The following is a 23,586-nucleotide window of genomic DNA, read 5'->3' on the forward strand; positions in this document are numbered from 1 at the left end:
ATTTATTGTATTCCCCGCAGTCCTAGACCCATGACAATACTCAACCCAGGACGTTTAATTAAAGGATATTTTTCCATGTCCACATTTAAAGACAAACAAGCAATCGGATCTATTTGCATAGTTGGTAAACCCATTTTTTCAGCAAAAAACTCATCAATATTTTGTATTCCTCCTCCTGGACCTGCTAAGAGAATTTGCACGACTTGTAAGTTTTCACGTTGATTGAGGTAAAAAGAAATAGTGCGACTCAATTCATCAGCTAATTCTCCGAGAACTTCCAGTATAGAATCTATACCAGGATTAGTATCAATTGCCGTTGAATTTGCCGGGATAATAATACTGTCCAACATATCCATATCTCGTGATATCGGCAAGTTCATAGCCTTTGACATCGCAGTTTTAATTTGATATGTACCGATAGGTACTGTGCGGGAAAATTCTGGCACACCATTAATGATGATAGCAATTTCTGTATTATCAAACTCAATATCAACTAACACCGCTGCTTCTGTCGCTTCCAATAGCCGCAACTGATCACGAATAGTCCGAATTAGGGCAAAACTCTTAATTTCCAGGATATCAACAGTTAATCCTGCTTTTTCAAAAGTATCCAAATAGGTCTGGGTGACATCTTTACGAGTAGCCACTAACAAAACCCGTACTTTTTCAAGACCATCCTCATCTATAAAGTATTCAAGTTTTTGATAATCAACATCAGCTTCTTCCCGGGGGTAGGGTAAATATAAATCCGCTTCATAGTTTAAGATCATAACCCGCAACTCTTCGTCATTTAACTCTGCCGGTACATTCACTAGACGCAAAATAGCATTTCGTCCTGGTATACAAGTAGCAACACGAGAAGCTCTAGTTTTGCTCTCGACAATTGCTTGCCTAATAATTTCGGACATGGCTGAAGAGTCAGTAATTTGTCCATCGGCAAATATACCTTCTGGTACTGATACTGTCGTTAAAGATGCTAGTTTTAATCCGTGACGTTGTTTGCGTAGTTGTACTAAGTTCACCCGTTCCGGTGCTAGTTCAATCCCAATAGCTTGATTGGATTTACTAAAAAAATTAGTGAAGGCCTCCACCACAGTCTTACCCGCTTGCTAAATAAAAATAAGTTGGTCCGTTGTTCGTTGTCCGACAAAAATCTTTACCAATTGCCCATTACCCGTTATTCCTATTATTCCCATTATTCCCATTGATATGTCCTATAATCTCTATAATTATCTGTCACCCTTTTACTTGTATCAACTCTCAAAATACTAACACATACTGAAATGATTCGATTGCAAAAATTTAAACAACTTGTTTGTTGGGTATTAGTAGGCTTATTTACTAGTTGGCTTGTTAGTTGTGGTATGGGTAATGATTCAAGGCCTGCTGCTTCTGGAACTACCACGATTGAGTTTTGGACAATGCAACTCCAACCCCAATTTAGCAACTACTTTCAAAGTCTAATTAGGACATTTGAATCACAAAACCCAAGTATCAAAGTCAAATGGGTAGATGTACCTTGGTCTGCTATGGAGAACAAGGTTTTAACCGCAGTGTCAGCAAAAACGCCACCTGATGTTGTTAATCTTAATCCAGACTTTGCCTCCCAACTAGCGGGAAAAAATGCTTGGTTAGATTTAGATACTAAAGTTTCCAGTCAAGTCCGATCCTCCTATTTACCAAATATTTGGCAAGCAAGTACCCTTAATAGCAAAAGTTTTGGCATTCCCTGGTATCTTACCACGCGACTGACTATTTATAACACAGATTTACTAAAAGAAGCGGGTATTACAAAACCACCTGCCACTTATACAGAATTAGGACAAATGGCACAACAAATTAAAGATAAAACTGGTAAGTACGCTTTCTTTGCCACTTTTGTCCCCCAAGACTCTGGTGAGGTGTTGGAATCTTTGGTGCAAATGGGAGTCACTTTAGTTAATGCTGACGGTAAAGCCGGTTTTAATACCCCTCAAGGAAAGGCTGCTTTTCAGTATTGGGTAAATTTGTATAAAAAAGGTTTATTACCAAAAGAATCTCTAACCCAAGGACATCGTCATGCTATAGATTTATACCAATCGGGAGAAACGGCTTTTTTAGCTTCTGGACCTGAATTTCTCAAAACCATTGCTAATAATTCCCCCAAGGTTGCTCAATCTTCTGCCATAGCACCTCAAATTACTGGTGATACGGGTAAGAAAAATGTCGCAATAATGAATATTGTCATTCCTCGTGATAGTAAATACCCCGATGCTGCTGTTAGATTCGCATTATTTGTTACCAATAATCAAAATCAATTAGCCTTTGCTAAAGCTGCTAATGTTCTACCTTCGACAATTAAAGCTTTGTCTGATACTTACTTTAAGGAAGTTCCCCCTAATGCCACGACACTGGAAAAAGGAAGGGTAATTAGTGCTACACAATTACAACAGGCTGAAGTATTAACCCCAAGACTGAAAGATTTTAAAGTTTTGCAAAAGGCAATTTACGAAAATTTACAAGCAGCAATGTTAGGACAAAAAACTGTAGATCAAGCTGTGGAAGATGCAGCGCGGCAGTGGGATAATCGTTAATTATTGGTGATTGGTAATGATAGTGTAAATAGTGGTCGGCTACCCTAAAAATTTAAGATTTTTTTCAAGGTAACAGAAATGGTTTCTACAGTTGGTATTACAGACACCATTAAAAGCTTGAGTGATTTACAAACTCGTTGTAACTTACACCAAGCAGAAGATGAAAACTTTTTTAATGAATGGTTGACAGATTTACCCCAACTCAACCCACAAGAACAATCAGGTATTACTCGCATTAAACGACGTTATGATTATCATCAGCTAGTTATGCCAATTCATGTTCCAATTAGAGTATATTAAAAAACAGTTGTCTTTTTAGTTTCCCGAATGAGCGACATCAAAAGAATAGACACAAACGCCTATGTGACAGTACAAGGACAATATGCTGTAGTCAAAGATTTGGCAGAACTGATCCAATATATAGAAAACCTCAAGGAAAAGGTTAGTATATACCAGCATAACAGCTATAAATATCGTTGGTCTACAAGTTTAGAAAACAACGTTCTAGCTAAATTAAGGAAAATAATGGATAGACTCAAAAATTAATTCAAAGACGTTATTACTACTAACCGCAAGCGGAAAGAGCTAGAGTCACTTTGAGAAAGTAGAGATGTTTAATCAAATTCAAACATCCCTACCTTTTGATTTTAATCTCCTATGAAACTGCTTGCGGCTGAACTAAATTTTCTCCGCCTTGAATAACAGTCGCAGATTCAATTTTGTCACCAGCTTTGAGTTTATCTAAAACCTCTTGACCCTTGGTAAGATAACCAAACACAGCATAACGACCATCTAAAAGATTACGTCCTGCGGGGGTAAGTTCAGGTTCAAACAGAAAGAAGAAAATCTGAGAAGAACCACCATTAGGTTCATTTTCTGGCCGGGCCATCACTAAAGCACCAAAAGAAGAAAAAGGTAAAACTGGCATATCTAAATAACGTCCAGATTCTTCAAGAGTAATACCGTAGGTTGGTTCTTTTTCACCTTGGACTAAAATCTCTAAAGGAATAGCCCGATATTTGCCAGTTTGAGGGTCAATAAAACCAACTTCTTGACCAACAGGATCTCCAGTTTGTAAAAAGTAAGATTCTTCCGAACGGGTAAATTCTAAACCGTTATAAAAACCGCGTTGTACTAAATCTACAAAATTACCAGCGGTGACAGGGGCGCTATAGCCATCTACCACTACGGTAAGATCGCCTTTGTTAGTTTTGAAAGCAATGGTAGCGCGTCCTTTGAGTTGGGGTAAATTACTGTATTCAGCAGGAACTTCAAAGGGAAATTTTGTCACCATTGATTCTTCTAACAAGCTGACAAGATCAAGTAATTTGGCTCTTCCCTCAAGAACTGCTTCTTTTCGCTTAGTTTTAACTACTTCTTGCAGTTGTGTGATCCCAGATTTCAATTCAGTAACCCAAGCTTCGGCTTGAGGTTGGCGTTCTTCCGGAATACTTGCTAATATTTGGGAAGGTTTATCGAGTATCCGCGATGCTTGCTTGAGATCATTATTAACCGCGCTCCACCGCTTATTCGCTCGCAGTTGGTTAGAAATGTCTTCTAAAGAGGCTTGTAGTTTACGTACAGGTTGATTATCTATCGGGAGTGCATAGCGTAACAAAGCCTTTCCGTCGGTAATTGCGTTTCCCGCTGGTAAGCCGGCGTTACTAGTGGGAGTCCACCCAGCCGTACTTATGCCTAAAAGTATTGTTAATAGCAATATTACCTTTAGGCTGTTCTTCACCCAGGACTTTAATAAGTTCAACATCAAATTTCTCTTTCTTTAGTATCAAAGTGTTGATTGGAAGTAACTTATTGATTATCTTCCCACATTGGGAGTCTGAAGATTGAAGACAGTGGGGAAGCAAAAGAATCAGGTGAAGCACAGGAGTTGCGGGGGAGAATTTACCCATGACCCATGACCTCTTCCCGAATGACTAACCATTAATGACCCTAGAAGGGTACAATGAATGCCGATTGTCTTGCAAAATTTGAAAGTTTCATGATCTCTAGTAACGACTTTCGACCTGGTGTTTCAATTGTATTAGATGGTTCGGTCTGGCGCGTGATAGATTTTCTTCATGTTAAGCCAGGTAAGGGTTCTGCTTTCGTGCGGACAACCCTGAAAAATGTCCAAAGTGGGAAACAATTAGAAAAAACTTTTCGGGCTGGGGAAACTGTCCCCCAGGCTACCCTGGAAAAGGTAACGATGCAACATACCTATAAAGAAGGTGATGAGTTTATCTTTATGGATATGGAGACTTATGAAGAAGGTAGATTAACTTCAGCGCAAATTGGCGATCGCGTCAAGTACCTCAAAGATGGTATGGAAGTGAATGTGATTCGCTGGGGCGAACAGGTGCTAGAAGTTGAACTACCTAATTCTGTAGTTTTGGAAATTGTGCAAACAGATCCTGGTGTTAAGGGTGATACTGCTACAGGTGGTACTAAGCCTGCAATTCTAGAAACTGGAGCAACTATCATGGTTCCCTTGTTTATTGCTCAAGGGGAGCGCATCAAGATTGATACCAGAGAAGATAAGTATTTAGGCAGGGAATAATTTTCCTACTTTTTTGATACCAACTGGGAATAGTGAGGACTAAAACCCAAATTGGTACTAATGATTTCAATCCCTTTTTTATAGAGGGATTAAATCCCTGCCCTACTTAGAATTTTAATTTAACAGTTAGGTCGAGGTAAAATAATTGTGACATTAGACTTTAATGAAATCCGTCAACTACTGGTAACTATTGCTCAAACTGATATTGCGGAAGTTACACTCAAAAATAATGAGTTTGAATTAACGGTACGCAAAGCTATCAGTTTCAGCAATAATGGCCAAGTACCAATTAGTAATGTAGTTAGTGCCGGCGTAACCCAGTTGGTATCTACAACTTCACCAGAAATGGTCATAAATAAAGTTGTGGATAATTCCATAATTCAACCTGCTGCTTCTCCTTCACCCATTAATCAAAAGTTGGTTGACGTATTATCTCCTATGGTGGGTACATTTTACCGCGCTCCAGCACCTGGGGAAAGTCCCTTTGTGGAAGTGGGCGATCGCGTCAAATCTGGTCAAAGTGTGTGTATTATTGAAGCAATGAAGCTTATGAACGAAATTGAAGCCGAAGTCTCTGGACAGGTGATGGAAATTTTAGTTCAAAATGGTGAACCAGTAGAATATGGTCAACCTTTGATGAGAATTAACCCTGATTAAGTATTAAATAGGGAACAGGGAACAGGGAACAGGGAACAGGTTACAGGTTACAGGTTACAGGTTACAGGTTACAGGGAAACTGACTAAAGGGGATAATTTTTCTGAAAACTTTCACGGGTGAGTGGTTGTTCTAATTCCACACCTTCACCACCTAAAACCTCCAAGGGTTTACCGTTGACTTCAATGTAAACTTTAGCTTGAGGGTTTAAACTAGTAGCAGTATATACAACTTGTCCAATCCGTCCGATCATGGAAGTGCTACCGCCACCAGTGGTAAAGTTTTCAGATAAGTTGACGTGAACATCATTATTTTCTGCTTTGAGTCCCAGTAGTTGAGTCCCCTGGGGAATAGTAGTAGAGTCTGTTCCTTGAGGAGGTCCGGCTAATAAAGTTTTAAAAGCTGTTTCTAAAACTTGGTTGGGTTGGGTAGCAGCAATTTTCAGAGGTTGGGGAACTAAATCAAAACGATTTTCCTTAGACCTGAGCCAATATATACTAGCAGTTTGTTCATTACCCTGTTGGCTAGTTGATTGGTTGACTGGTTGTTTAATGATTTCCGAGGAGTTGGTAGGTGTGGGGGTATTGGAACTGTGAGAAGAAAACCAAGCTACTCCACCGCTTACCGCTACCACCACTGCGGAAACGGCTGCTACCACACCGGAAGAAATACCATTAGTTCTTTGTTGGTCATTCATATATAAAACCTACTTGGCTGAGGACTGAAATAGTATTTGTCAGATAATTAGCCTGGTTACAGAGGTCATATTCCTGATTCTCATTTTTGGCTTTGATGTGTACGTAAACTGCCATTGTTAGTCTTACCCCTCCAGTTCAATTGTAGAGTTATCTTTTCGAGTCCGTCACTTTTTTCTTTATCTAAATCCCATGGTTTCTTGAAAAAAGATTTAAATTGTAATCCATATAATCCAGTAAAATGTGGTATGTAAATCGGTCAACAGTCAACAGTCAACAGTCACCCTGTGCCGGAAACTACCAACCGAAACCCGAAATCTTTGTAGCTATAGCTGGGGGAGACGTTAAGACGATAAGCAGAACGACAACGTCTAGGGTAAAGAATCCAAGAACCACCACGCATAATTCGCAGATTTTCATCGCTAACCCAAGCACTACCGTTATTAGGTGCATTTATATAATTTTCATGCCAGCAATCTTCACACCACTCCCACACGTTCCCGTGCATATCATACAAACCAAAAGCATTTTGGGGAAAGTTTCCTACATCTGTGGTTTGTTTATATTTACCATAATGATTTACTAAATCCGTGGTGATAGTGTTACCGAAGTAATAGGGGGTTGTGGTATTGGCTCTACAGGCATATTCCCATTCTGCTTCACTGGGCAAGCGATATGTTTTACCTGTACCCCTGCTTATTCTAGCACAAAATTCCACTGCATCAAACCATGATACACATTCAACTGGGAGATTTGCACCTTGGAAGCGTGAAGGTTTGGGATTTAAATCAATCTTCACTTTTGGTAAATCTGCCACTTTTTCCCATTGGGCTTGAGTAACAGGGTATTTCCCCATGTAGAATGGTGGAACTGTAACTTGATGTTGGGGTTTTTCCCAATCATATCCCTCTCCTGGGGGTGAACCCATGAGAAATGTTCCTCCAGGAATAGCGACCATTTCCAAAATTACACCATTTCCTAAATCTTCCTTTTGGGTAATTAGTGGTTTTGCTGGTGGGGGAGTAATTGCTGGTGTAAATTTCCGCGTTTGCAATGCTGAAAGGACTGCTGTTGCTGACTGAAAGCGATTAATAGGTAAGTCTTCCAACATTTTATCTAAAATTATTTCTAACTCATGACTCACAGAGGCATAGTTTTTCCATACCCACTGGATTTTTGTGGAGTCAAGCAGTAAATTAGAACCGTCAGATTTTTGTAAATGTCCCGTTAATAAGTGAATACAAGTTACAGCTAAACTGTAAAGATCGCTAGTAGGAAAAACTATCCCACGAAATTGTTCTGGTGGTGCATATCCAGGTGTACCTGTAATTGTACCAACTTTGGCGATAACACTTTCACATAGTTCATCGGAGACTCCAAAATTAACTAAAAATAAAGCACCATTTTGGGAACTTCTAATGATATTTTCTGGTTTAATATCTCCGTGAATAACTTGGTTGTCATGAATAAATTGTAAAACAGGCAATAATTCAGTTAATATATTTTTTACTTCTGATTCGCTGAATTTTCCTTTTTGTTTTAATTCATTTAACAAATTTTGACCTGTGATAAATTCCTGAATTAAATAAAGTCTTCCTTGTTGTTGAAAGAATGCGAGTAAATCTGGAATTTGTGAATGTTTACCTAAATCTCGCAGTCGCAAAGCTTCTTGTTTGCATAACTCAGCGGCTTTTTCCAGCGCGGCGCTTCCCGACTGTCGGGGTAAAAATTGCTTAACTACACAGGGAGTGTCTAATTTGTGTTCGTCTACTGCTAAAAAGGTTCTCCCAAAGCCACTTTCAATAATAAAGTCTACACCGCGATAGCGTTCTTGCAAGACCATTTCGTTCCCACAATGTATACAAAATCGGGTTTTCTGGGGATTTTGGTATAGACAGTTGGGGTTAAAACACTGACTCATAGATGTACGTAAATTATATTGTTATATTCTAGTTCACATTCTCCACCCTACTTCAAACACATAGACTATTCTATCGGTTTTTACTTAAATAAACACATACCTGTAAAAATAAAAGTTACATTTTGTGATAAAAAAATTAAGAAAGGAAGTAATAATAACCATCTGCGTGTTTAACTATCCTAGCACGGAGCAATCTTGGTAACGGCGATTTATTGGGTCTAATAGGGACTTTCCCCTCCGGTAAATGGTTTTTTTATGAAGAAGTTTTAAAAGTTGCCAATTATCTGATTTTTGACCCCAGTACGGGTATTTTGGAGGTACATCGGTTACAAAATTCGGGAAAATATGAATTACGTTCTCCTGATGAAAATAACCGTTATTGGTTAGAGGAGATGGAATTATTTATTGGTGTGTGGTCAGGAAAGCGCGAAAACCGTGATGGTTACTGGTTGCGCTGGTGGGATAAAGACGGTAATTTGTTATTGTGGGGGTTTGAGTTGGTTGAGCAGGAACGACGAGAAAAGGAAGCTGCTTTACAACGTTTAGCAGATTTGGAGAAACGATTGCTAAATGCGGGAATTGAAGTTTAAACTAGATTCTGTTTCCAAGGATAATCCTCAAAAAAAATTTTTAGATCGCTCCGTTCCACTACGCTTTGAAGGGTAAAGAAAAGAAGAGCAAAGAGCAAAAGCGTAAGAGTGTAAAGGGCTACTAAGTCCTCGCCGCACCAGTACATACAACCCGAAAACCAAAATTGTTGTAGAGGTAGAGGAGGTCGAGGTCGTTGCGATAAGCAGAACGGCAATAGTAAGGAGCGTAGTACCACGAACCACCGCGCAGCAGCTTGGCAATACCGCTTTGACTTGTCCAAACACTACCATCTTTAGGCGCATTTGAATAATTATCATGCCAATCGTCTTGACACCATTCCCAGACATTCCCGTGCATATCGTATAATCCAAAAGCATTAGGGGGAAAACTACCTACATCTGTTGTTTCTTGAAGATATTTACCTTTTGGCTCAGAAGCATAGGTGTAAGTTCCATTATAATTAGCTAACTCAGTTGTAATCGTTTCCCCAAAATGAAAGGGTGTAGTCGTCCCCGCACGACAAGCATATTCCCATTCTGCTTCGCTGGGTAGACGATATTCCCGTCCTGTCTTTTGACTCAACTTTTGACAAAAATCTACAGCATTATTCCAAGACACTTGTTCTACAGGACGTTTTGCTCCTTTTTGAGTGAAATAAGAAGGATTTTTACCCATGATTTGTTGGTACTGTTCTTGAGTTACAACAAATTTACCCATAGAAAAACCAGGTACATTTACCTGATGTTGTGGACTTTCATCTTGACTCCGACCTTTTTCTGATTCTGGTGAACCCATCATAAAAGAACCACCAGGGATTTGTACCATATCCAGGGTGATACCATTACCCAAATCTTCTTTAAAATATGCAGCTTGATGATTCTCTTGATTAACTATTTTTCCTGTTTTGTCAACTGTTACCGTTTCAAAAAATTCCTTTAAAAGAAATTGTGGGTATTCGTCACCTCTAGATAGACCAATAGATTGAGGATTATTAACCTTTAAAGGAACTGGTTTTTCTATTGAATTATTCTTTTTAATTGCAATTCTTTTAATAGCCCTTACTGCTTTTGAATCAGCACGAGATACTCTTAAAACCCTGATCCATAATTGATCTGCTAAATCTAAATTTCCTTCATTTTCAGCTTCAGATGCCTCAACCTTTAAAGTCTCAACATCTTTAAGAGTGGCAGATTGCTCCAACAAAATATAATGTATTTTATATGGCGGTTCTGCCTTGAGATAAGGATTTTGAATTGGTTTTTGATATTTAATATTTAATTTAGGAACAGCAGAATTGAGATATCTATCTAATCGTTCCACAGTGGCACGATGTAACCTTAAACCTTTTAATAGTGTATATGTAAATGAACCATGTTGTAATTCGGCAATTTCCCAAGATTTTTGGTTAGCAGTACAGGAATAAAAGGTAATTACTCCTTGATGCTTCTGTTCACCTATTCCTAAACCACTACGACTACTTTCTTCTCGACAAGCATCTAATAACAAAACTACATTATCAGCACGACTACGACGCAATCTTTCGGTGATGTATTCAACGGAAATAGCTGTATGTTCAATAGCACCAGGATCACTATCTGCAAGCATTAAATAATCTTTGTCAGCATGACGCATACCATGACCAGCAAAAAAGAACCATAAATTATCCCCTGGTTCTAATAGAGGTTGTTCAAATTGTGCTTGTAAAAATCGCCGCAACCGTCCGTAAGTTGGTTGAGTGGGAATGGGTGGACTGGTATTAATAGGTGGAGAGTCCTCTGTAAATAAAAACACCTGATCAAATTTGGCTTCTTCCCGAAACCAAGCGGCCATTGCTTCTGCATCCCGTTTAGCAAAATTCATCGGTTGCAGGTTATCATATTGATTAATGCCAATACTAATTGCCCAGTTCTTACTCATTTTCATCTATGATTGTCGCTTGAATTTAAAAGTCAGACTGCCTTTACCGCCTACTTTTCCCCCGTTCCGAATAAACTCAGTTGTCCTTCTCCATTCACTTCTACAGAAACTTCTACTTCGTCTAGGCGGATTTTAGAGTCAGGATCATCTGCTTCATCTAAACATTCTCGCATAGCTTGTATAAATCCTCTCATTTCCTGCTTGAGTTTTGTGACTTCAACTTTACGCCTAGTAATTACTAATTTGTCTTTTTCTTTGGTAACTATTATTTGTTCTTCTGTAGTTTTACGTCCTAATAATCCACCTGTATCACCACTACTTCTAGCACCGCTAATGGTCGTCGTTGAGGTTTCCGCGACTTCTTCAGTAATAATCCATAAACTGTCTGGGGTAGAAAATTCTGCTGACATAAAACTTACTACTTGTATGGTTATGAAAATAAATTACCACAAGTCGTCATATTTATCAAAGGGCGGGCAAGATGCCCACCCCACAAGATTTTAGTCTTGACTTGATATGGCGGGCAAGATGTCCACCCCACAAGATTTGAGTCTTAACTTGCTATTGCGTCCTTAATCCATTGTTGTAATGTATTAACGACTTCTTCAATGGCTATTTCTTGAGATTCACGAGTTGCGCGTTTGACTATTTCGACTTTACCATTTGTAATGGCGCGACCGGTGACAATTCTGAAGGGAATACCAATTAAATCCGCATCTTTGAATTTAACACCCGCTCGTTCATCTCTATCATCTAATAAGGTTTCTACTCCTGCTTGATTAAGTTCTGTGTAAAGTTTTTCGGCAACGGCGATTTGTTGGGCATCTTTAATGTTAGGAATTGTGATAATGGCGTGATATGGTGCGATCGCTATTGGCCAAATTATGCCATCTTTATCATAGGATTGTTCTACGGCTGATTGTGCTAACCGTGACACACCCACACCATAACAACCCATAACTAAAGGCTTTTCTTCTCCCTGTTCATTGGTATAAGTTGCACCCATAGCTTGAGAGTATTTTGTACCGAGTTGGAAAATATGACCAGCTTCGATGCCTCTAGCTGTTTGTAGGCTTTGGTTTGGGTCATGCACAGAGCGATCGCCTAATTTTGCCTTACGAATATCTACGGTTATCGCAGGTAATGTAAATTGCTCAGACCAATTTGCACCAACCACGTGAAAACCGCTGGTATTAGCACCAGTGACAAAGTTCTTTAACTCCACAGCAGTTTTATCTACCAACCGGACAAACTGAGAATTTACCTGTTTATTAACCGCAATATAATCATCACTAATATCTGGTGCAATATAACCTAAAGGTAAAGATTTAGCTTGCCATGTTCCTTGAGCTTCAACATTTGGTACAGTTAAAGTCAGAATCGTTTTAGCACCAAATCCAGGAGCTAATTTAGTCAATTCATTTTGTAACTTAACTTCATTAATTTCCTGATCTCCACGAATACTAATCAAAACCAAAACCGTTAAACCATTATCATAAACAGTTTGATATAAAACGTTTTTGACCACTTGAGTAGGAGAACATTTCAAGAAACTACAAAGTTTTTCAATAGTATCAGTCAGGGGAGTTTCCCGTTTTTCGTAACTTGTAAAAGGTGAAATTTCCGCTTCCGCTGGTAAAGAAACCGCTTTTTCAACATTGGCTGCATATTTACCATCTTCAGTATATAAAACCTCATCTTCTCCTGCATCTGCTAACACCATAAACTCCGTCGAACCAGAACCACCAATAGCCCCAGAATCAGCTTCCACAGCCCGAAAAGCTAAACCAGAACGCCGCAACATATTACTATAAGCAGTGTACATTTCCTGGTAAGTTTTTTTCAAACTTTCTTCATCAGCATGGAAAGAATAACCATCCTTCATAATAAATTCTCGTCCGCGCATTAAACCAAACCGGGGACGAATTTCATCACGAAATTTAGTTTGGATTTGATACAAATGCAGAGGTAATTGACGATATGAACGAATCATATCACGGGCCACAGTAGTAATTACTTCCTCATGAGTTGGACCTAATCCTAATTGTTGTTCTCTTCTATCAACCAAAGAAAACATAATTCCTTCAGCCTTAGTATAAGTATCCCATCTTCCCGACTCTTGCCATAATTCCGCCGGTTGTAACTGCGGTAATAAACATTCTTGTGCGCCAGTAGCATTCATTTCTTCGCGCACAATTTGAGAAACCTTTTGCAAAACTCGCCACATTAGGGGAAGATAAGCATAAACCCCACTACCAATGCGACGGATATAACCAGCACGGAGTAGTAATTTATGGCTAGGGATTTCCGCATCAGCCGGATCATCTCTTAGTGTAACAAATAACATTTGTGATAACCGCATTCTTTTTACCTTTATTTGCTAATTTTTCAAATCAGTTACGTCTAAAATATTTCCATGTAGTCGAAAAAGTTTTGTAGTAAAGACTTACAACCTAGACCACAGAATGAATTAATCTATTTCTTTGCGTCCTTGCTCCTTTGCGTCTTTGCGCGAAACAATAGTTTTACATCTAACTTGAGGAGATCATTACCTTGTCTAAAGCAATGTATCAAGCCCAACCACCTTTAGAATTTATCCCGCCAGCTTTTAACCCTTTATTGTTAAAATTGGTACATTTAGTTTTACCTAACTGGATGCAGTGGAAAACACCCATTAGCAACATTGAAGCAAACAACGTTGAAACTTTAGCCAATTGCTATCAACGATTTCAGGATGGTAAAATCCGGTTTATGTTAGCATTTCGTCATCCGCAAACAGCAGACCCGCTTTGTTTAACTTATTTACTGTCCCAAATCTTGCCTAAAGTAGCACGAATTGGGGGTATACAGCTACAATATCCGCCTCATGCTCATTTTATCTATGATCGGGGCATTCCCCTCTGGGCAGGAGATCATGTAGGTTGGGTCATTTCCCATTTGGGGGGAACTCCCATTCAACGTGGTAAAGCTGACTGGACTGGGTTGCGTTCTGCGCGAGATTTGTATATTAACGGTCAGTTTCCCATGGCTGCTGCGCCGGAAGGTGGTACAAATGGTTTATCAGAGATTATTAGTCCTTTAGAACCGGGTATAGCCCAGATGGGTTTTTGGTGTGTAGAGGATTTACAAAAAGCCGGAAGAGAAGAGGAAGTTTTAATTTTACCAATTGGGATTAAATATAGTTATGTGAATGAGCCTTGGGATAATATAGCAAATTTATTAACTGAATTAGAAGCAGCCAGTGGTTTATTGATAAATCAGGAAAAAACAGACACTTCTTTTACTGTACTTTATCCCCGATTATTAAGTTTAGCTGAACATTTGTTAGGGATAATGGAGCAATTTTACACTAAGTTCTATCATCAAAAATTACCAGATGAAAAAATTACCAATGGGGAAATTACAGATAGAAATGAGGCTTTAGCTTATCGCTTACAATCTGTGATGAATATTGCTTTATTTATTGCAGAACAATATTTTGATTTACCATCTAGAGGTCATTGGAATGATAGATGTAGACGGGTAGAACAAGCCGGTTGGAATTACATATTTAGGGAAGATTTTAAGGATATTAAATTATTATCAACTATTGAGAAAAATTTAGGAGATAGAGTTGCTGAAGAAGCAAATTTTCGGATGTGGCACATGAGATTAGTTGAGAGTTTTGTAGCTGTTTCTGGAACTTATATCCGCGAAAAACCAACGGTGGAAAGATTTGCAGAAATGACTTTACTTTTATGGGATATGGTTAATAAAATTAAGGGAAATATGACCTTAAATCGTCCCCAATTGGGTAAGCAGCAGGTGAAGATAACTGTGGGTGAACCAATTTCTGTTTCTGAACGTTATCCTGTTTATAAAAGTAGTCGAGTTGCTGCTAGACAATGTGTGGCTGAGTTGACGAGTGATTTACAACAAGTTTTGGAGGGTTTGATAAATAGGGCTTGCTGAAAAAGTTGTCTGTATCGCACAAGTTTTAAATTTAAGTTTGGCAGAAATTAGCCAGATTATCCAACAATAGAATATCAAAACAACGGAACAATAAAAATGATTTAATCAGTTCCAGAAAATACTACTGTTGAAGAAAAAGAGATTACCTAATCACCAAAACTAAACAAGAGATAGATTCTTGACTTCAACAGTAATACGTATTACAAATCATCTAAACCAGTTTAATGTATAGAACTTCACAAAAATAAATCTTCAATGACAACGCGACACAAAAAATGATAAGGTTATTACCTTTAAAATACCTTATCGTTTATCAGTATGTCAGTCTCTGCCACTATCTCTCAACTGGTTGAAGTTCTTATAGCTGAACCTGTGAATGTATCTGTATCTAGTTTAGCTCAGTTGGCTATTGGAATACAAACAGATACCCGCATTTTGCAACCGGGTGAAGTCTTTTTGGCTTTGCGAGGGGAAAAGTTTGACGGACATGATTTTGTCCCCACAGCGATCGCTAAAAGGGCTATATTGGCTATAGTTGATTATGGCTATGAAAATCCGGGGTTTCCAGTTTTGCGGGTTAAAGATACTTTAAAAGCATACCAGCAAATTGCTCAATGGTGGCGGGAAAGCTTTTCTATTCCCGTAATTGGTATTACTGGTTCAGTAGGTAAAACCACTACTAAAGAACTAATTTCCGCAGTTTTGGCTACAAAAGGAAAAGTCCATAAAACCTATGGTAATTTTAATAATGAAATAGGTGTTCCCAAAACTCTTTTAGAATTGACGAAAGAAGATGATTTTGCAGTCATAGAAATGGCTATGCGGGGTAGGGGACAAATTGCCGAACTCACAGAAATTACTAAACCGACAATTGGGGTAATTACTAATGTGGGAACAGCCCATATTGAATTACTTGGTTCAGAAGTAGCAATTGCTGAAGCTAAATGTGAATTATTAGCGACAATGCCAGATCATAGTACCGCCATTCTTAATTATGATAATCCATTATTAATGGAAATGGCCGCGAAATTTTGGCAGGGAAAAGTTATTAGTTATGGCTTTTCTGGTGGTGATATTCAAGGAAAATTAATTAATAATGAAACTGTAGAAATTGCTGGAATGGGTCTACCTTTGCCTTTACCTGGTCGTCATAATGCTAGTAATTTTTTAGCAGCTTTAGCCGTAGCTCAGGTATTAGAAATTGATTGGCAATTATTACAATCTGGTATCATGGTAAATATGCCCACAGGTAGAAGTCAACGCTTCACTTTACCTCATGATATCGTGATTTTAGATGAAACCTATAATGCCGCCCCAGAAGCCATGTTAGCCGCTTTACAGTTGTTAGCTGACACACCAGGAAAGCGGAAAATTGCGGTTTTAGGGGCTATGAAAGAATTAGGAGAAAGATCCGCAGAACTACATCAAAAAGTCGGAGAAATGGTCAAAAATTTGCATCTTGATGGGTTATTAGTATTAGTTGATGGTCAAGATGCGGAAATTATTGCTAATAGTGCTGATAATATATTTTGTGAATGTTTTAGCACTCATGCTGATTTGGTAACAAGATTAAAAACATTTATGCAAACAGGAGATTGCTTATTATTCAAAGCTGCCCATTCTGTGGGATTAGATCGAGTTGTCAATCAATTACGGGCAGAATTTACGAATTAAAGACAATTGAATATTGGGTTTAGATATGTTGTCTATCTCATGTACTTTAGACAAAATAAACTTAATTAAGTCGGTATTTTCCGTAGATCTAATCCACAATAAAAATGACATCTTTTGTAGAGATGTTGCATGAAACATCTCTAAAATATGTTCCTGGTAAGTATCAAAAACTGTCAATTAACAAACATTTTTAACTGCTAATTACCATGAATAACTAGACAAAAATAGTTGAATTAAGTCTTATCTATTGAGGTCAAAGCCTTGAATTTATCAATTATTTTGGGAAGAATCAGAAATAAGGTTAGTCCATAGCAAGTCTAATCTCATTTGTCTTTTGTCAAGACAATTTATCAAATCAAGGAGTAATTATCATGGCTAATATCCAAATATCTGCATTAGTTCCTGTCGGTTATGATTTATTTAATGATGCTACTAGTTTTCTTGATGAACTAGTTACCGAGGAAGTAAAAACCGTTGTTGGTGGAGGTTATTATGGTTGTTATTCTCATCACGGTTACTATCACCGTAATTACTACGGTTATCGTTGGTAAAAGTAAAAAAATAGCTGTTAACTAATAGCTATCAAAAATAGTCAGAATAGTAATTTATATTTTTAGGTACTATTCTGACTGTTAATAAAAAAAGCCAAATATCCAGTTTTTGGTATTACTGAAATTTTGACTTTTGTTGAAGTTATTTATGAAGAGAAAACAATTGTAGAGAATTTCTGCGCCAGATAATTAGTAAAAGATTAGTCAATAAACAAGTAACTGCTAGGGACAATAAGATATAAGTTGGTGTCATGACCACACCAATCATAAACCAAGTATAAACGTGCAGCACCATGACACTGGCAAATAAACAGGCTAATCCTGTAGATATCCATACTTGACCAAGGGGACGATTTAGGAACGTGAGGATAATCGTTAATAAGGTTGTCAGGATATTGGCTGGGACAAGAAAGGCACAAATACCTATACAGTTGTTGCGGGAAAACTCAGCTAAGGTGTTGAAATCTAACATTGATTTTTGGGGATAATTGTAGGTTCTTATTATTAAGTTTTATTGTAAAGTGGATATTTTTTACACAACTAAACTCATCTTACCTTAAAAGTGAGTAATCAGAGCATTTATGTTACTTTTTTTAAAGAATTAGGTCTACAGGACGTACGCAACTGGCACAGTGAAAGGCTTGCGGCGACACTGTCTTCAGAACCATTATGTACATGATGAGGATAGGTTACAATTTCAGGATGATGGGGTGCATGATCCCAGCGTTTGATTAATTCTCTGTTCTTTTTTTGCTAATGAAAACTATATTTAATTACAGCACTTCCCGATGTTATGAGGTACAAGAACCCCAGCCCCAACCCCCTCCAATATCAAAAGTTTATCCTTTTCTTCCCCCGCAGCGGGGGGATTGAGGAGGGGGCAAATGAAGTACCTCATAAGAGCGGAAACCCATGTATTTATACTTGTCCAGATTCTATTTTAAAAAACTCAAACATTTCTAAAAATTTACTATCTTTTAACGTCAAACGATAACGCCATAGTTCTTTTATTTGCCAGATTTGTGCGGTTTGATGCACCTTACTAATGTGCCCGTTGGGTAAGTCCTGACTAGAAAAGGTCAACTAATCGTTTTGCCATTTGGTAAAGATATTGTTGATGTGGTAGGCTGAAAGCTGCTGTAAAACTGAGAAATGATTATGCAAATTACTTTTTTACCAGATTATGTGATCGTTAATGCTGAAGTAGGAGAATCGTTATTAGATGTAGCAGAACGGGCTGGAGTATCAATTCCTACGGGTTGTCTGATGGGAACTTGTCACGCTTGTACCGTAGAATTAGATAATGGAGAAATCGTCCGGGCTTGTATTAGCGCAGTACCACCGAGAAAAGAGAAATTAACCATACATCTTTTTAGTGATCCAACTTGGTAATTAGGGCTGGCTGAAAAAGTGGGGGTAAGATCAGGAATCTTTAGTTATTCAATCAAGATGCAATTATTGTTGTTTTTAATTAGCAAAAATATAATTTTTAATAATCATGACATAGTAAATTTGATCTAGACTATCAATATAAAGCATTAAATTATTTACTGCGTACTACGTATCCCTTAGCTGCGCCCGCGGAAGCCATTGCTCGTCCCAGTTGCATAAGTCCTGTTAACAACTAGCCCATCTCTAATCACCAAATCAAGATAATATGGGAGAGTGGCTTGTTGTGCTATCTAAGGGTACTATATCAATGTTCTCTAGACTCCGTGCCGATTTTCGTATTATCTTTGAACGTGACCCCGCAGCCCGGAATTGGTTGGAGGTTTTATTCTGCTATCCTGGGTTGCAAGCGTTAATTTTCCACCGCTTTGCACACAGGTTGCGTAGTTTTGGTATTCCTTTTTTCCCCCGCTTGATTTCTCATATCGCTCGGTTTTTAACTGGTATTGAAATTCACCCCGGGGCAGTAATTGGTCAAGGCGTATTTATTGACCACGGAATGGGCGTAGTGATTGGTGAAACAGCCATTATCGGCAACTACGCGCTGATTTATCAAGGTGTCACTCTGGGGGGAACAGGTAAAGAAAGCGGTAAACGTCACCCGACATTAGGTGAAAATGTTGTGGTTGGCGCTGGTGCAAAAGTTTTAGGAAATATCGAAATTGGTGATAATGTCCGTATTGGTGCTGGTTCAGTGGTGTTGAGAAATGTACCATCTAGTTGTACAGTTGTCGGTGTCCCTGGGCGCATTATTTACCGTTCTGGAGTGCGGGTTGCACCTCTAGAACATAGTAATTTACCAGACTCAGAAGCCCAAGTAATTCGCGCTTTAGTTGACCGGATTGAAGCACTAGAAGCCCAAATTGAATCCCTCCAAAATCCTGGGAAAACTCCGGTTTTAATTGGTAAATTACCGCAAAAAAATGAGTTACCAAAAGAACATAATTTCTGTAATCTCCGAGATAAAAAGATTCAGGAATTTTTTGACGGTGCGGGAATCTAGAAATCCAGAAATCCAGAAATTCAACTTACGGGTTTATTTCTTCAACTAACCATTCTTGTTTTTCATAGGACTTACACAAGTGTCACACCAAAAATCTATTGTAGGGTGCATCAGATATCAAAAATCCGTTTATTTGCCAGATTTGTGCGGTTTGACGCAGTTTACCAATGTGCCAGTTGGGTAATTCCTAGTTTTGTAAAAACCGTGGAATGATTGATTTTCAATGTATTTATAGATTTTACATTTCGTTACATGGATTGAATTTTTAATGCCAACTTACTTAGCTATAAAAGTTATCTGTGAGGACAGAGAAAAGGCAAGGGTTGAGGTGATCTGTTGGGAGCAAATTTTCCTATATTTACAGGAAAAATGCTGATTTTTAAGCCGTTACTACCCAAAAACCTGGCACTTTTTGCTCATAATTGGAAGAATAGCGTAATGAAAAAATGGAAATTAACAATTACAACTCTGATACTAGGAACTATCTTATATAGCCCCCAAGTGACTGCTAAAAATTCGGCAAATATTTCCGATTATAGAATCAAATCATCGCTGTTAGCACAAGCTGATAAAAAAGAGGCTATCATCTATTTTCATAGAGGAATTAACCGCCATACATCAGGAGATATCAAAGGAGCAATTGAAGAATATAATCAAGCTTTAAAGTTACGTCCTGATTTTGCTGAAGTTTACTATAAACGAGGAATATCTCGCTATAAATTGGGAGATTTAAAAGGAGCGATTTTAGATTATAATCAAGCAATTAGCCTAAATCCTAATTATGCGGGTGTTTATAATCATCGGGGATTTACCCGTCATGATTTGGGAGATTTCCCAGGAGCTATTAGAGATTTTAACCAAGCATTAAAGCTTAATCCTAACTTTCCTGAAGCTTACCAAAATCGAGGCATTACTCGCAATGCTTTAGGTGATAAACAGGGAGCAATTAGCGATTTAAAAGTAGCAGCTAACTTATTTCAAAAACAAAAAAGAATCAGTAATTATCAAGAGGTAATTGATCTTATTAATAAGCTCCCAGATTTGTCTAAGAAGTCGGGGAGCTAGATATTGGTTAAATTATAACCAGGTTGCAAAATCGTAAGTAAAATGAGAAAGTGAGATTAGTTGAATGCGGGAATCATTTTTTCCTGCTTCCCGTTCTAATTGAGTATTATAACCCCAATCTGCGAGAAAAAGTTTTACATGATTTAAGTCTGATTGTTGTTGCACTAATTGTAAAGTTTTTAGTCTATCTTCAACAAACCATAAATTAACAGTTTGGGTATTTGCTTTCTTGATTAATTCCCGCAAAGTTACATATTTTGGGCGTTTTACTTCTTTACCAAAAATATTTTCTGATGGTAAATTAACTCCTTCTTGTTGTAACAATTGCTTGACAAATCGCCCTTCTTTAGTAGTGACAATATATAACTGAACTTCAGTCTCAAGAGTTATTTTCAGTCTTTCAATGACACCAGGATAAAATCTATGTAGACTTAACCAACCATCTAAATCTTTCTCAATCCATTCATCTCGCAAATTATCTAATTGTGTAGAAACTGCTTTTGCTTCTAAGTTATTTGCTACTAAAATTTCGGCGGTAATAGTTGTCCATGATTGCAGGATTTGAGCATCAGAAAAACCTGCAATTAAAGCTTTAATTAAAATAGGCATTTCCCAACCCGTTTCAATTACAGGACGTAAGCGATAGAATCTCAAAGCTAAATCATCTGGTAGTGTATCGTCAACCGGCGACCAAATTTGACAGTAGGTACGCCATGCTACCTCAAAATATTCAATTAGTCCATCGCAAACCACTCCATCAAAGTCTAAAGCCAAAATCGTGGGACTATTTGCTGTCATTGTTCTGAGGTGAAAAACTGCTTTTGTTAGTTTACCGCACCTTGATAGCCGGATATGTAGCGATAAACCTCTGAAATAGCAAATAAAAAATAAAATTATCAAAAATAAAATTATTTTAAAGTTTTTCAGTAGCCTTATGGAAATGGAGCAAAATATTGATGTATTAATATCAGGACTTACGCAAAATATCTCTCAAACCCTCTTTTCTTCGTTCTCTTCGTTCCTATCCCTGACGGGACGCTCCGCGAACGTGGTTCATTATTCCGTGACTTGTGCGTAAGTCCTAGAATATTTAAATTCACCTGATGTCTAATGACCAAGTTGGGCTTTAGCCTGTTGCCACAGGGCTTCTAATTCTTCTAAACTATAATCTGTCAACGGACGTTCAATCACATCCTCCATTTTTTGCAATCGTTGAATAAATCGCTGACTTGTCCCTTGTAAACCCGCACTAGGATCAAGTTTATGCCATCTGGCAATTTGAATAATGGCAAATAGTAAATCACCTAATTCGGATTCTTGTCTTTCTTTGGTTTCTTCAGCTAAAGCCTGTTGAAATTCCCCTAACTCTTCATGAAATTTGCCCCAAACTTCATCTACATTATTCCACTCAAAACCAACCTGAGCAGCTTTTTCAGATATCTTCATGGCCGCATTTAAGGGGGGAAGGCTACGACGATAACGATTTAATTTATGACTGAGTTTTTGCTCTTCTACAGTTTCTCCTTTTTCTGCTGCTTTAATCGTTTCCCAATTTTTGTGTACCTCTTCCATACTGGCCACGGTAACATCAGCAAATACATGAGGATGACGGCGTATTAACTTTTGAGAAATACCCTCAGCTACTTCTTGCAGAGAAAAATCACCCGCTTCACTGGCAATTTGCGCCTGTAATACTACTTGTAATAATAAATCACCTAATTCTTCAGAAATAGCCTTTTTATCCCCAGTTTGAATTGCGTCTACTACCTCATAAGCCTCTTCAATTATATAGGGAGTTAGACTTGATGGGGTTTGTGCCAAGTCCCAAGGACAACCTTCAGGCGATCGCAATTTCGCTACTACATTTATTAACTCTTGTAATGCCGCTAAAGTCTGATTAACTTCCATATTTTTACCGCTTTTTGACACTGCGACGACTGGGGCTAACTTTACGTTTTTTAATTTTGCCACGGGGGAGTAAACCTTGAATACCCTGTTTTTGAAAGCGTTTATAACCAGAAACAGTCCAATCACTACAAGAATGGCTCATTGCACCGAGTTCGCAACCGAGAAATAGGGCAAAAAATTCTCCATAATATATATAGATGGTCTTCCCCACAGTTCCCCACACTTCCCCCCAGTTCCAAGCCACATTTCCCAACTTGGTGAAAATCATCACCAGCACAATGGCCACCAATGCCAAAAAAGTTGTCAGATACACCACTCTTAATGTTGTACCAATAATCGGACCGTGAGATAAAAAAGACCGATGGCGCAGACTTTTTTGATAAGGTAGCCAAATCCACCGCAGAAAACCCCAACGCTGAAATTGACGGGAGTAAATATCCAAATCGGGACCAAACATCAGCCCCCCAAACATAAACCCACCCGCCACTAACAAAGTCATATTACTGCTGTGAGTGGAAATCAATGTTATACCCGCTACAACAGGCATAGACCAGATAGTAATGCGATCGTGCGTTTGACCAGAGGGCATCTTAGAAAATTAAAAATATCAAATTAACAGTAAAACCCTGAATTAGTATAGCTCAATCCCGTTCACATCAGCCTTTCCCAATCTCCAAAAAAAATTTTCTCAAAAGACTTGCAAAATTTTCAAAGGCTATGCTATATTAATTGAGTGAGAAAAACGGGCGGTTAGCTCAGTTGGTAGAGCGCCTGCCTTACAAGCAGGATGTCATCAGTTCGAGTCTGGTACTGCCCATTTATAAAAACACAATCCCGTTTTGATAGCAGTTTACAACTCGTTTGTGAACTGCTAAAACGTTTTGTAGCTAAATTTTCAATTTCATTGATTTTCACCCACCTTTGCTAACTTTATACTGGAAACCCGCGCAGGTGGGTTTTTTTATGGCTGCTGTTTCTTATTTTTGCGCTTTTCTATATATCTTAGTAGACTTTTATGCAAGGGTTTTTACCCGTTTTAACTCTTTTTCTTGCACCTATTCATCTTCTATCCCCCT

Annotated in this window: 22 protein-coding genes, 1 tRNA gene and 2 pseudogenes; 13 read left to right on the top strand and 12 right to left on the bottom strand. The window is 38.2% G+C overall.

Annotated elements, in window-relative coordinates; translation table 11 throughout:
• Positions 1–2: 2 nt before the first annotated feature.
• Entirely contained in the window at positions 3–1,094 is a 1,092-nt protein-coding gene (pilM, locus tag H6G25_RS16305) for a type IV pilus assembly protein PilM (RefSeq protein WP_190393396.1), read from the bottom strand.
• Positions 1,095–1,283: 189 nt separating this feature from the next.
• Here pilM and H6G25_RS16310 point away from each other — a divergent pair, with 189 nt between their 5' ends.
• The 3 genes from H6G25_RS16310 (at position 1,284) to H6G25_RS16320 (ending at position 3,119) form a co-directional block, all read left to right on the top strand.
• On the top strand, positions 1,284–2,573 hold the full coding sequence (locus tag H6G25_RS16310; protein ID WP_190393397.1) for a sugar ABC transporter substrate-binding protein: 1,290 nt from the start codon (positions 1,284–1,286) through the stop codon (positions 2,571–2,573).
• A gap of 78 nt (positions 2,574–2,651) precedes the next feature.
• Positions 2,652–2,873 (top strand): hypothetical protein, encoded by a 222-nt coding sequence (locus tag H6G25_RS16315; protein WP_242034993.1) that lies wholly within the window; start codon positions 2,652–2,654, stop codon positions 2,871–2,873.
• Positions 2,874–2,900: 27 nt separating this feature from the next.
• On the top strand, positions 2,901–3,119 hold the full coding sequence (locus H6G25_RS16320; RefSeq protein ID WP_190393398.1) for a hypothetical protein: 219 nt from the start codon (positions 2,901–2,903) through the stop codon (positions 3,117–3,119).
• A 109-nt stretch (positions 3,120–3,228) separates the two neighbouring features.
• Here the strand turns inward: H6G25_RS16320 and H6G25_RS16325 are convergent, their stop codons facing one another.
• The gene (locus H6G25_RS16325; RefSeq protein ID WP_190393399.1) at positions 3,229–4,338 is read right to left on the bottom strand and encodes a peptidylprolyl isomerase; all 1,110 of its coding nucleotides are present in this window, start codon (positions 4,336–4,338) and stop codon (positions 3,229–3,231) included.
• 234 nt (positions 4,339–4,572) lie between these two features.
• On the opposite strand from H6G25_RS16325, the gene efp reads away from it, so the two are divergent.
• Positions 4,573–5,130 carry an elongation factor P gene (gene efp, locus H6G25_RS16330; protein ID WP_190393421.1) on the top strand — a complete coding sequence of 186 codons (558 nt, stop codon included), beginning with the start codon at positions 4,573–4,575 and terminating at the stop codon, positions 5,128–5,130.
• 147 nt (positions 5,131–5,277) lie between these two features.
• Complete coding sequence (gene accB / locus H6G25_RS16335) at positions 5,278–5,787, top strand: acetyl-CoA carboxylase biotin carboxyl carrier protein (RefSeq protein WP_190393400.1); 510 nt, start codon at positions 5,278–5,280, stop codon at positions 5,785–5,787.
• An 83-nt stretch (positions 5,788–5,870) separates the two neighbouring features.
• On the opposite strand, the gene H6G25_RS16340 is transcribed toward accB, so the two are convergent.
• Both H6G25_RS16340 and H6G25_RS16345 read right to left on the bottom strand, forming a co-directional pair.
• On the bottom strand, positions 5,871–6,482 hold the full coding sequence (locus H6G25_RS16340; protein ID WP_190393401.1) for a GerMN domain-containing protein: 612 nt from the start codon (positions 6,480–6,482) through the stop codon (positions 5,871–5,873).
• A gap of 278 nt (positions 6,483–6,760) precedes the next feature.
• The gene (locus H6G25_RS16345; protein ID WP_242034994.1) at positions 6,761–8,323 is read right to left on the bottom strand and encodes a bifunctional serine/threonine-protein kinase/formylglycine-generating enzyme family protein; all 1,563 of its coding nucleotides are present in this window, start codon (positions 8,321–8,323) and stop codon (positions 6,761–6,763) included.
• A gap of 305 nt (positions 8,324–8,628) precedes the next feature.
• Here H6G25_RS16345 and H6G25_RS16350 point away from each other — a divergent pair.
• Positions 8,629–8,991, top strand: a pseudogene (locus H6G25_RS16350) (Uma2 family endonuclease); the annotation flags it as partial.
• A 121-nt stretch (positions 8,992–9,112) separates the two neighbouring features.
• On the opposite strand, the gene H6G25_RS16355 reads toward H6G25_RS16350, so the two are convergent.
• The 3 genes from H6G25_RS16355 to proS form a co-directional block, all read right to left on the bottom strand.
• Entirely contained in the window at positions 9,113–10,909 is a 1,797-nt protein-coding gene (locus tag H6G25_RS16355; protein WP_190393403.1) for an SUMF1/EgtB/PvdO family nonheme iron enzyme, read from the bottom strand.
• A gap of 50 nt (positions 10,910–10,959) precedes the next feature.
• A complete protein-coding gene (locus tag H6G25_RS16360) occupies positions 10,960–11,319 on the bottom strand; it encodes a hypothetical protein (protein WP_242034995.1) in 360 nt (119 codons plus the stop codon).
• A 143-nt stretch (positions 11,320–11,462) separates the two neighbouring features.
• Positions 11,463–13,271, bottom strand: a complete 1,809-nt coding sequence (gene proS, locus H6G25_RS16365; protein ID WP_190393404.1) for a proline--tRNA ligase — start codon at positions 13,269–13,271, stop codon at positions 11,463–11,465.
• A gap of 191 nt (positions 13,272–13,462) precedes the next feature.
• Here proS and H6G25_RS16370 point away from each other — a divergent pair, with 191 nt between their 5' ends.
• From H6G25_RS16370 to H6G25_RS16380, 3 genes are all read left to right on the top strand, one after another.
• Entirely contained in the window at positions 13,463–14,860 is a 1,398-nt protein-coding gene (locus H6G25_RS16370) for a 1-acyl-sn-glycerol-3-phosphate acyltransferase (protein WP_190393405.1), read from the top strand.
• Between the two features lie 318 nt (positions 14,861–15,178).
• Entirely contained in the window at positions 15,179–16,534 is a 1,356-nt protein-coding gene (gene murF / locus H6G25_RS16375; protein ID WP_190393406.1) for a UDP-N-acetylmuramoyl-tripeptide--D-alanyl-D-alanine ligase, read from the top strand.
• A 371-nt stretch (positions 16,535–16,905) separates the two neighbouring features.
• Positions 16,906–17,085, top strand: coding sequence for a hypothetical protein (locus H6G25_RS16380; RefSeq protein WP_190393407.1), 180 nt, complete (start codon positions 16,906–16,908; stop codon positions 17,083–17,085).
• 142 nt (positions 17,086–17,227) lie between these two features.
• Here the strand turns inward: H6G25_RS16380 and H6G25_RS16385 are convergent, their stop codons facing one another.
• On the bottom strand, positions 17,228–17,557 hold the full coding sequence (locus H6G25_RS16385) for a hypothetical protein (RefSeq protein ID WP_190393408.1): 330 nt from the start codon (positions 17,555–17,557) through the stop codon (positions 17,228–17,230).
• Positions 17,558–17,664: 107 nt separating this feature from the next.
• Positions 17,665–17,823: pseudogene (locus tag H6G25_RS21315) on the bottom strand (DUF6516 family protein); the annotation flags it as partial.
• Positions 17,824–18,237: 414 nt separating this feature from the next.
• Here H6G25_RS21315 and H6G25_RS16390 point away from each other — a divergent pair.
• The 3 genes from H6G25_RS16390 (at position 18,238) to H6G25_RS16400 (ending at position 20,602) form a co-directional block, all read left to right on the top strand.
• Entirely contained in the window at positions 18,238–18,477 is a 240-nt protein-coding gene (locus tag H6G25_RS16390) for a 2Fe-2S iron-sulfur cluster-binding protein (protein ID WP_190393409.1), read from the top strand.
• Positions 18,478–18,784: 307 nt separating this feature from the next.
• On the top strand, positions 18,785–19,537 hold the full coding sequence (cysE, locus tag H6G25_RS16395) for a serine O-acetyltransferase (protein ID WP_190393410.1): 753 nt from the start codon (positions 18,785–18,787) through the stop codon (positions 19,535–19,537).
• Positions 19,538–19,906: 369 nt separating this feature from the next.
• Positions 19,907–20,602 carry a tetratricopeptide repeat protein gene (locus H6G25_RS16400; protein WP_242034996.1) on the top strand — a complete coding sequence of 232 codons (696 nt, stop codon included), beginning with the start codon at positions 19,907–19,909 and terminating at the stop codon, positions 20,600–20,602.
• A gap of 12 nt (positions 20,603–20,614) precedes the next feature.
• Here the strand turns inward: H6G25_RS16400 and H6G25_RS16405 are convergent, their stop codons facing one another.
• The 3 genes from H6G25_RS16405 to H6G25_RS16415 all read right to left on the bottom strand — a co-directional run bounded on the left by H6G25_RS16405 (position 20,615) and on the right by H6G25_RS16415 (position 23,099).
• Positions 20,615–21,400, bottom strand: a complete 786-nt coding sequence (locus tag H6G25_RS16405) for an HAD hydrolase-like protein (RefSeq protein ID WP_190393411.1) — start codon at positions 21,398–21,400, stop codon at positions 20,615–20,617.
• Positions 21,401–21,709: 309 nt separating this feature from the next.
• Positions 21,710–22,510 carry a nucleoside triphosphate pyrophosphohydrolase gene (gene mazG / locus H6G25_RS16410; protein ID WP_190393412.1) on the bottom strand — a complete coding sequence of 267 codons (801 nt, stop codon included), beginning with the start codon at positions 22,508–22,510 and terminating at the stop codon, positions 21,710–21,712.
• A 4-nt stretch (positions 22,511–22,514) separates the two neighbouring features.
• The gene (locus tag H6G25_RS16415; RefSeq protein WP_190393413.1) at positions 22,515–23,099 is read right to left on the bottom strand and encodes a metal-binding protein; all 585 of its coding nucleotides are present in this window, start codon (positions 23,097–23,099) and stop codon (positions 22,515–22,517) included.
• Positions 23,100–23,254: 155 nt separating this feature from the next.
• Here H6G25_RS16415 and H6G25_RS16420 point away from each other — a divergent pair.
• Positions 23,255–23,327, top strand: a tRNA-Val gene (locus tag H6G25_RS16420).
• Positions 23,328–23,586 lie beyond the last annotated feature (259 nt).

Source organism: Dolichospermum sp. FACHB-1091, from assembly GCF_014697585.1.
Taxonomy (GTDB): Bacteria; Cyanobacteriota; Cyanobacteriia; order Cyanobacteriales; family Nostocaceae; genus Dolichospermum.

Bases quoted from the DNA above. Each gene is read 5' to 3' on its own strand.
- H6G25_RS16310 (WP_190393397.1), top strand. From the start codon at position 1,284: ATGATTCGATTGCAAAAATTTAAACAACTTGTTTGTTGGGTATTAGTA.
- H6G25_RS16315 (WP_242034993.1), top strand. From the start codon at position 2,652: ATGGTTTCTACAGTTGGTATTACAGACACCATTAAAAGCTTGAGTGAT.
- H6G25_RS16320 (WP_190393398.1), top strand. From the start codon at position 2,901: ATGAGCGACATCAAAAGAATAGACACAAACGCCTATGTGACAGTACAA.
- H6G25_RS16325 (WP_190393399.1), bottom strand. From the start codon at position 4,338: ATGTTGAACTTATTAAAGTCCTGGGTGAAGAACAGCCTAAAGGTAATA.
- efp (WP_190393421.1), top strand. From the start codon at position 4,573: ATGATCTCTAGTAACGACTTTCGACCTGGTGTTTCAATTGTATTAGAT.
- H6G25_RS16340 (WP_190393401.1), bottom strand. From the start codon at position 6,482: ATGAATGACCAACAAAGAACTAATGGTATTTCTTCCGGTGTGGTAGCA.
- H6G25_RS16345 (WP_242034994.1), bottom strand. From the start codon at position 8,323: ATGGTCTTGCAAGAACGCTATCGCGGTGTAGACTTTATTATTGAAAGT.
- H6G25_RS16355 (WP_190393403.1), bottom strand. From the start codon at position 10,909: ATGAGTAAGAACTGGGCAATTAGTATTGGCATTAATCAATATGATAAC.
- H6G25_RS16360 (WP_242034995.1), bottom strand. From the start codon at position 11,319: ATGTCAGCAGAATTTTCTACCCCAGACAGTTTATGGATTATTACTGAA.
- proS (WP_190393404.1), bottom strand. From the start codon at position 13,271: ATGCGGTTATCACAAATGTTATTTGTTACACTAAGAGATGATCCGGCT.
- murF (WP_190393406.1), top strand. From the start codon at position 15,179: ATGTCAGTCTCTGCCACTATCTCTCAACTGGTTGAAGTTCTTATAGCT.
- H6G25_RS16380 (WP_190393407.1), top strand. From the start codon at position 16,906: ATGGCTAATATCCAAATATCTGCATTAGTTCCTGTCGGTTATGATTTA.
- H6G25_RS16385 (WP_190393408.1), bottom strand. From the start codon at position 17,557: ATGTTAGATTTCAACACCTTAGCTGAGTTTTCCCGCAACAACTGTATA.
- H6G25_RS16390 (WP_190393409.1), top strand. From the start codon at position 18,238: ATGATTATGCAAATTACTTTTTTACCAGATTATGTGATCGTTAATGCT.
- cysE (WP_190393410.1), top strand. From the start codon at position 18,785: ATGTTCTCTAGACTCCGTGCCGATTTTCGTATTATCTTTGAACGTGAC.
- H6G25_RS16400 (WP_242034996.1), top strand. From the start codon at position 19,907: ATGCTGATTTTTAAGCCGTTACTACCCAAAAACCTGGCACTTTTTGCT.
- H6G25_RS16405 (WP_190393411.1), bottom strand. From the start codon at position 21,400: ATGACAGCAAATAGTCCCACGATTTTGGCTTTAGACTTTGATGGAGTG.
- mazG (WP_190393412.1), bottom strand. From the start codon at position 22,510: ATGGAAGTTAATCAGACTTTAGCGGCATTACAAGAGTTAATAAATGTA.
- H6G25_RS16415 (WP_190393413.1), bottom strand. From the start codon at position 23,099: ATGCCCTCTGGTCAAACGCACGATCGCATTACTATCTGGTCTATGCCT.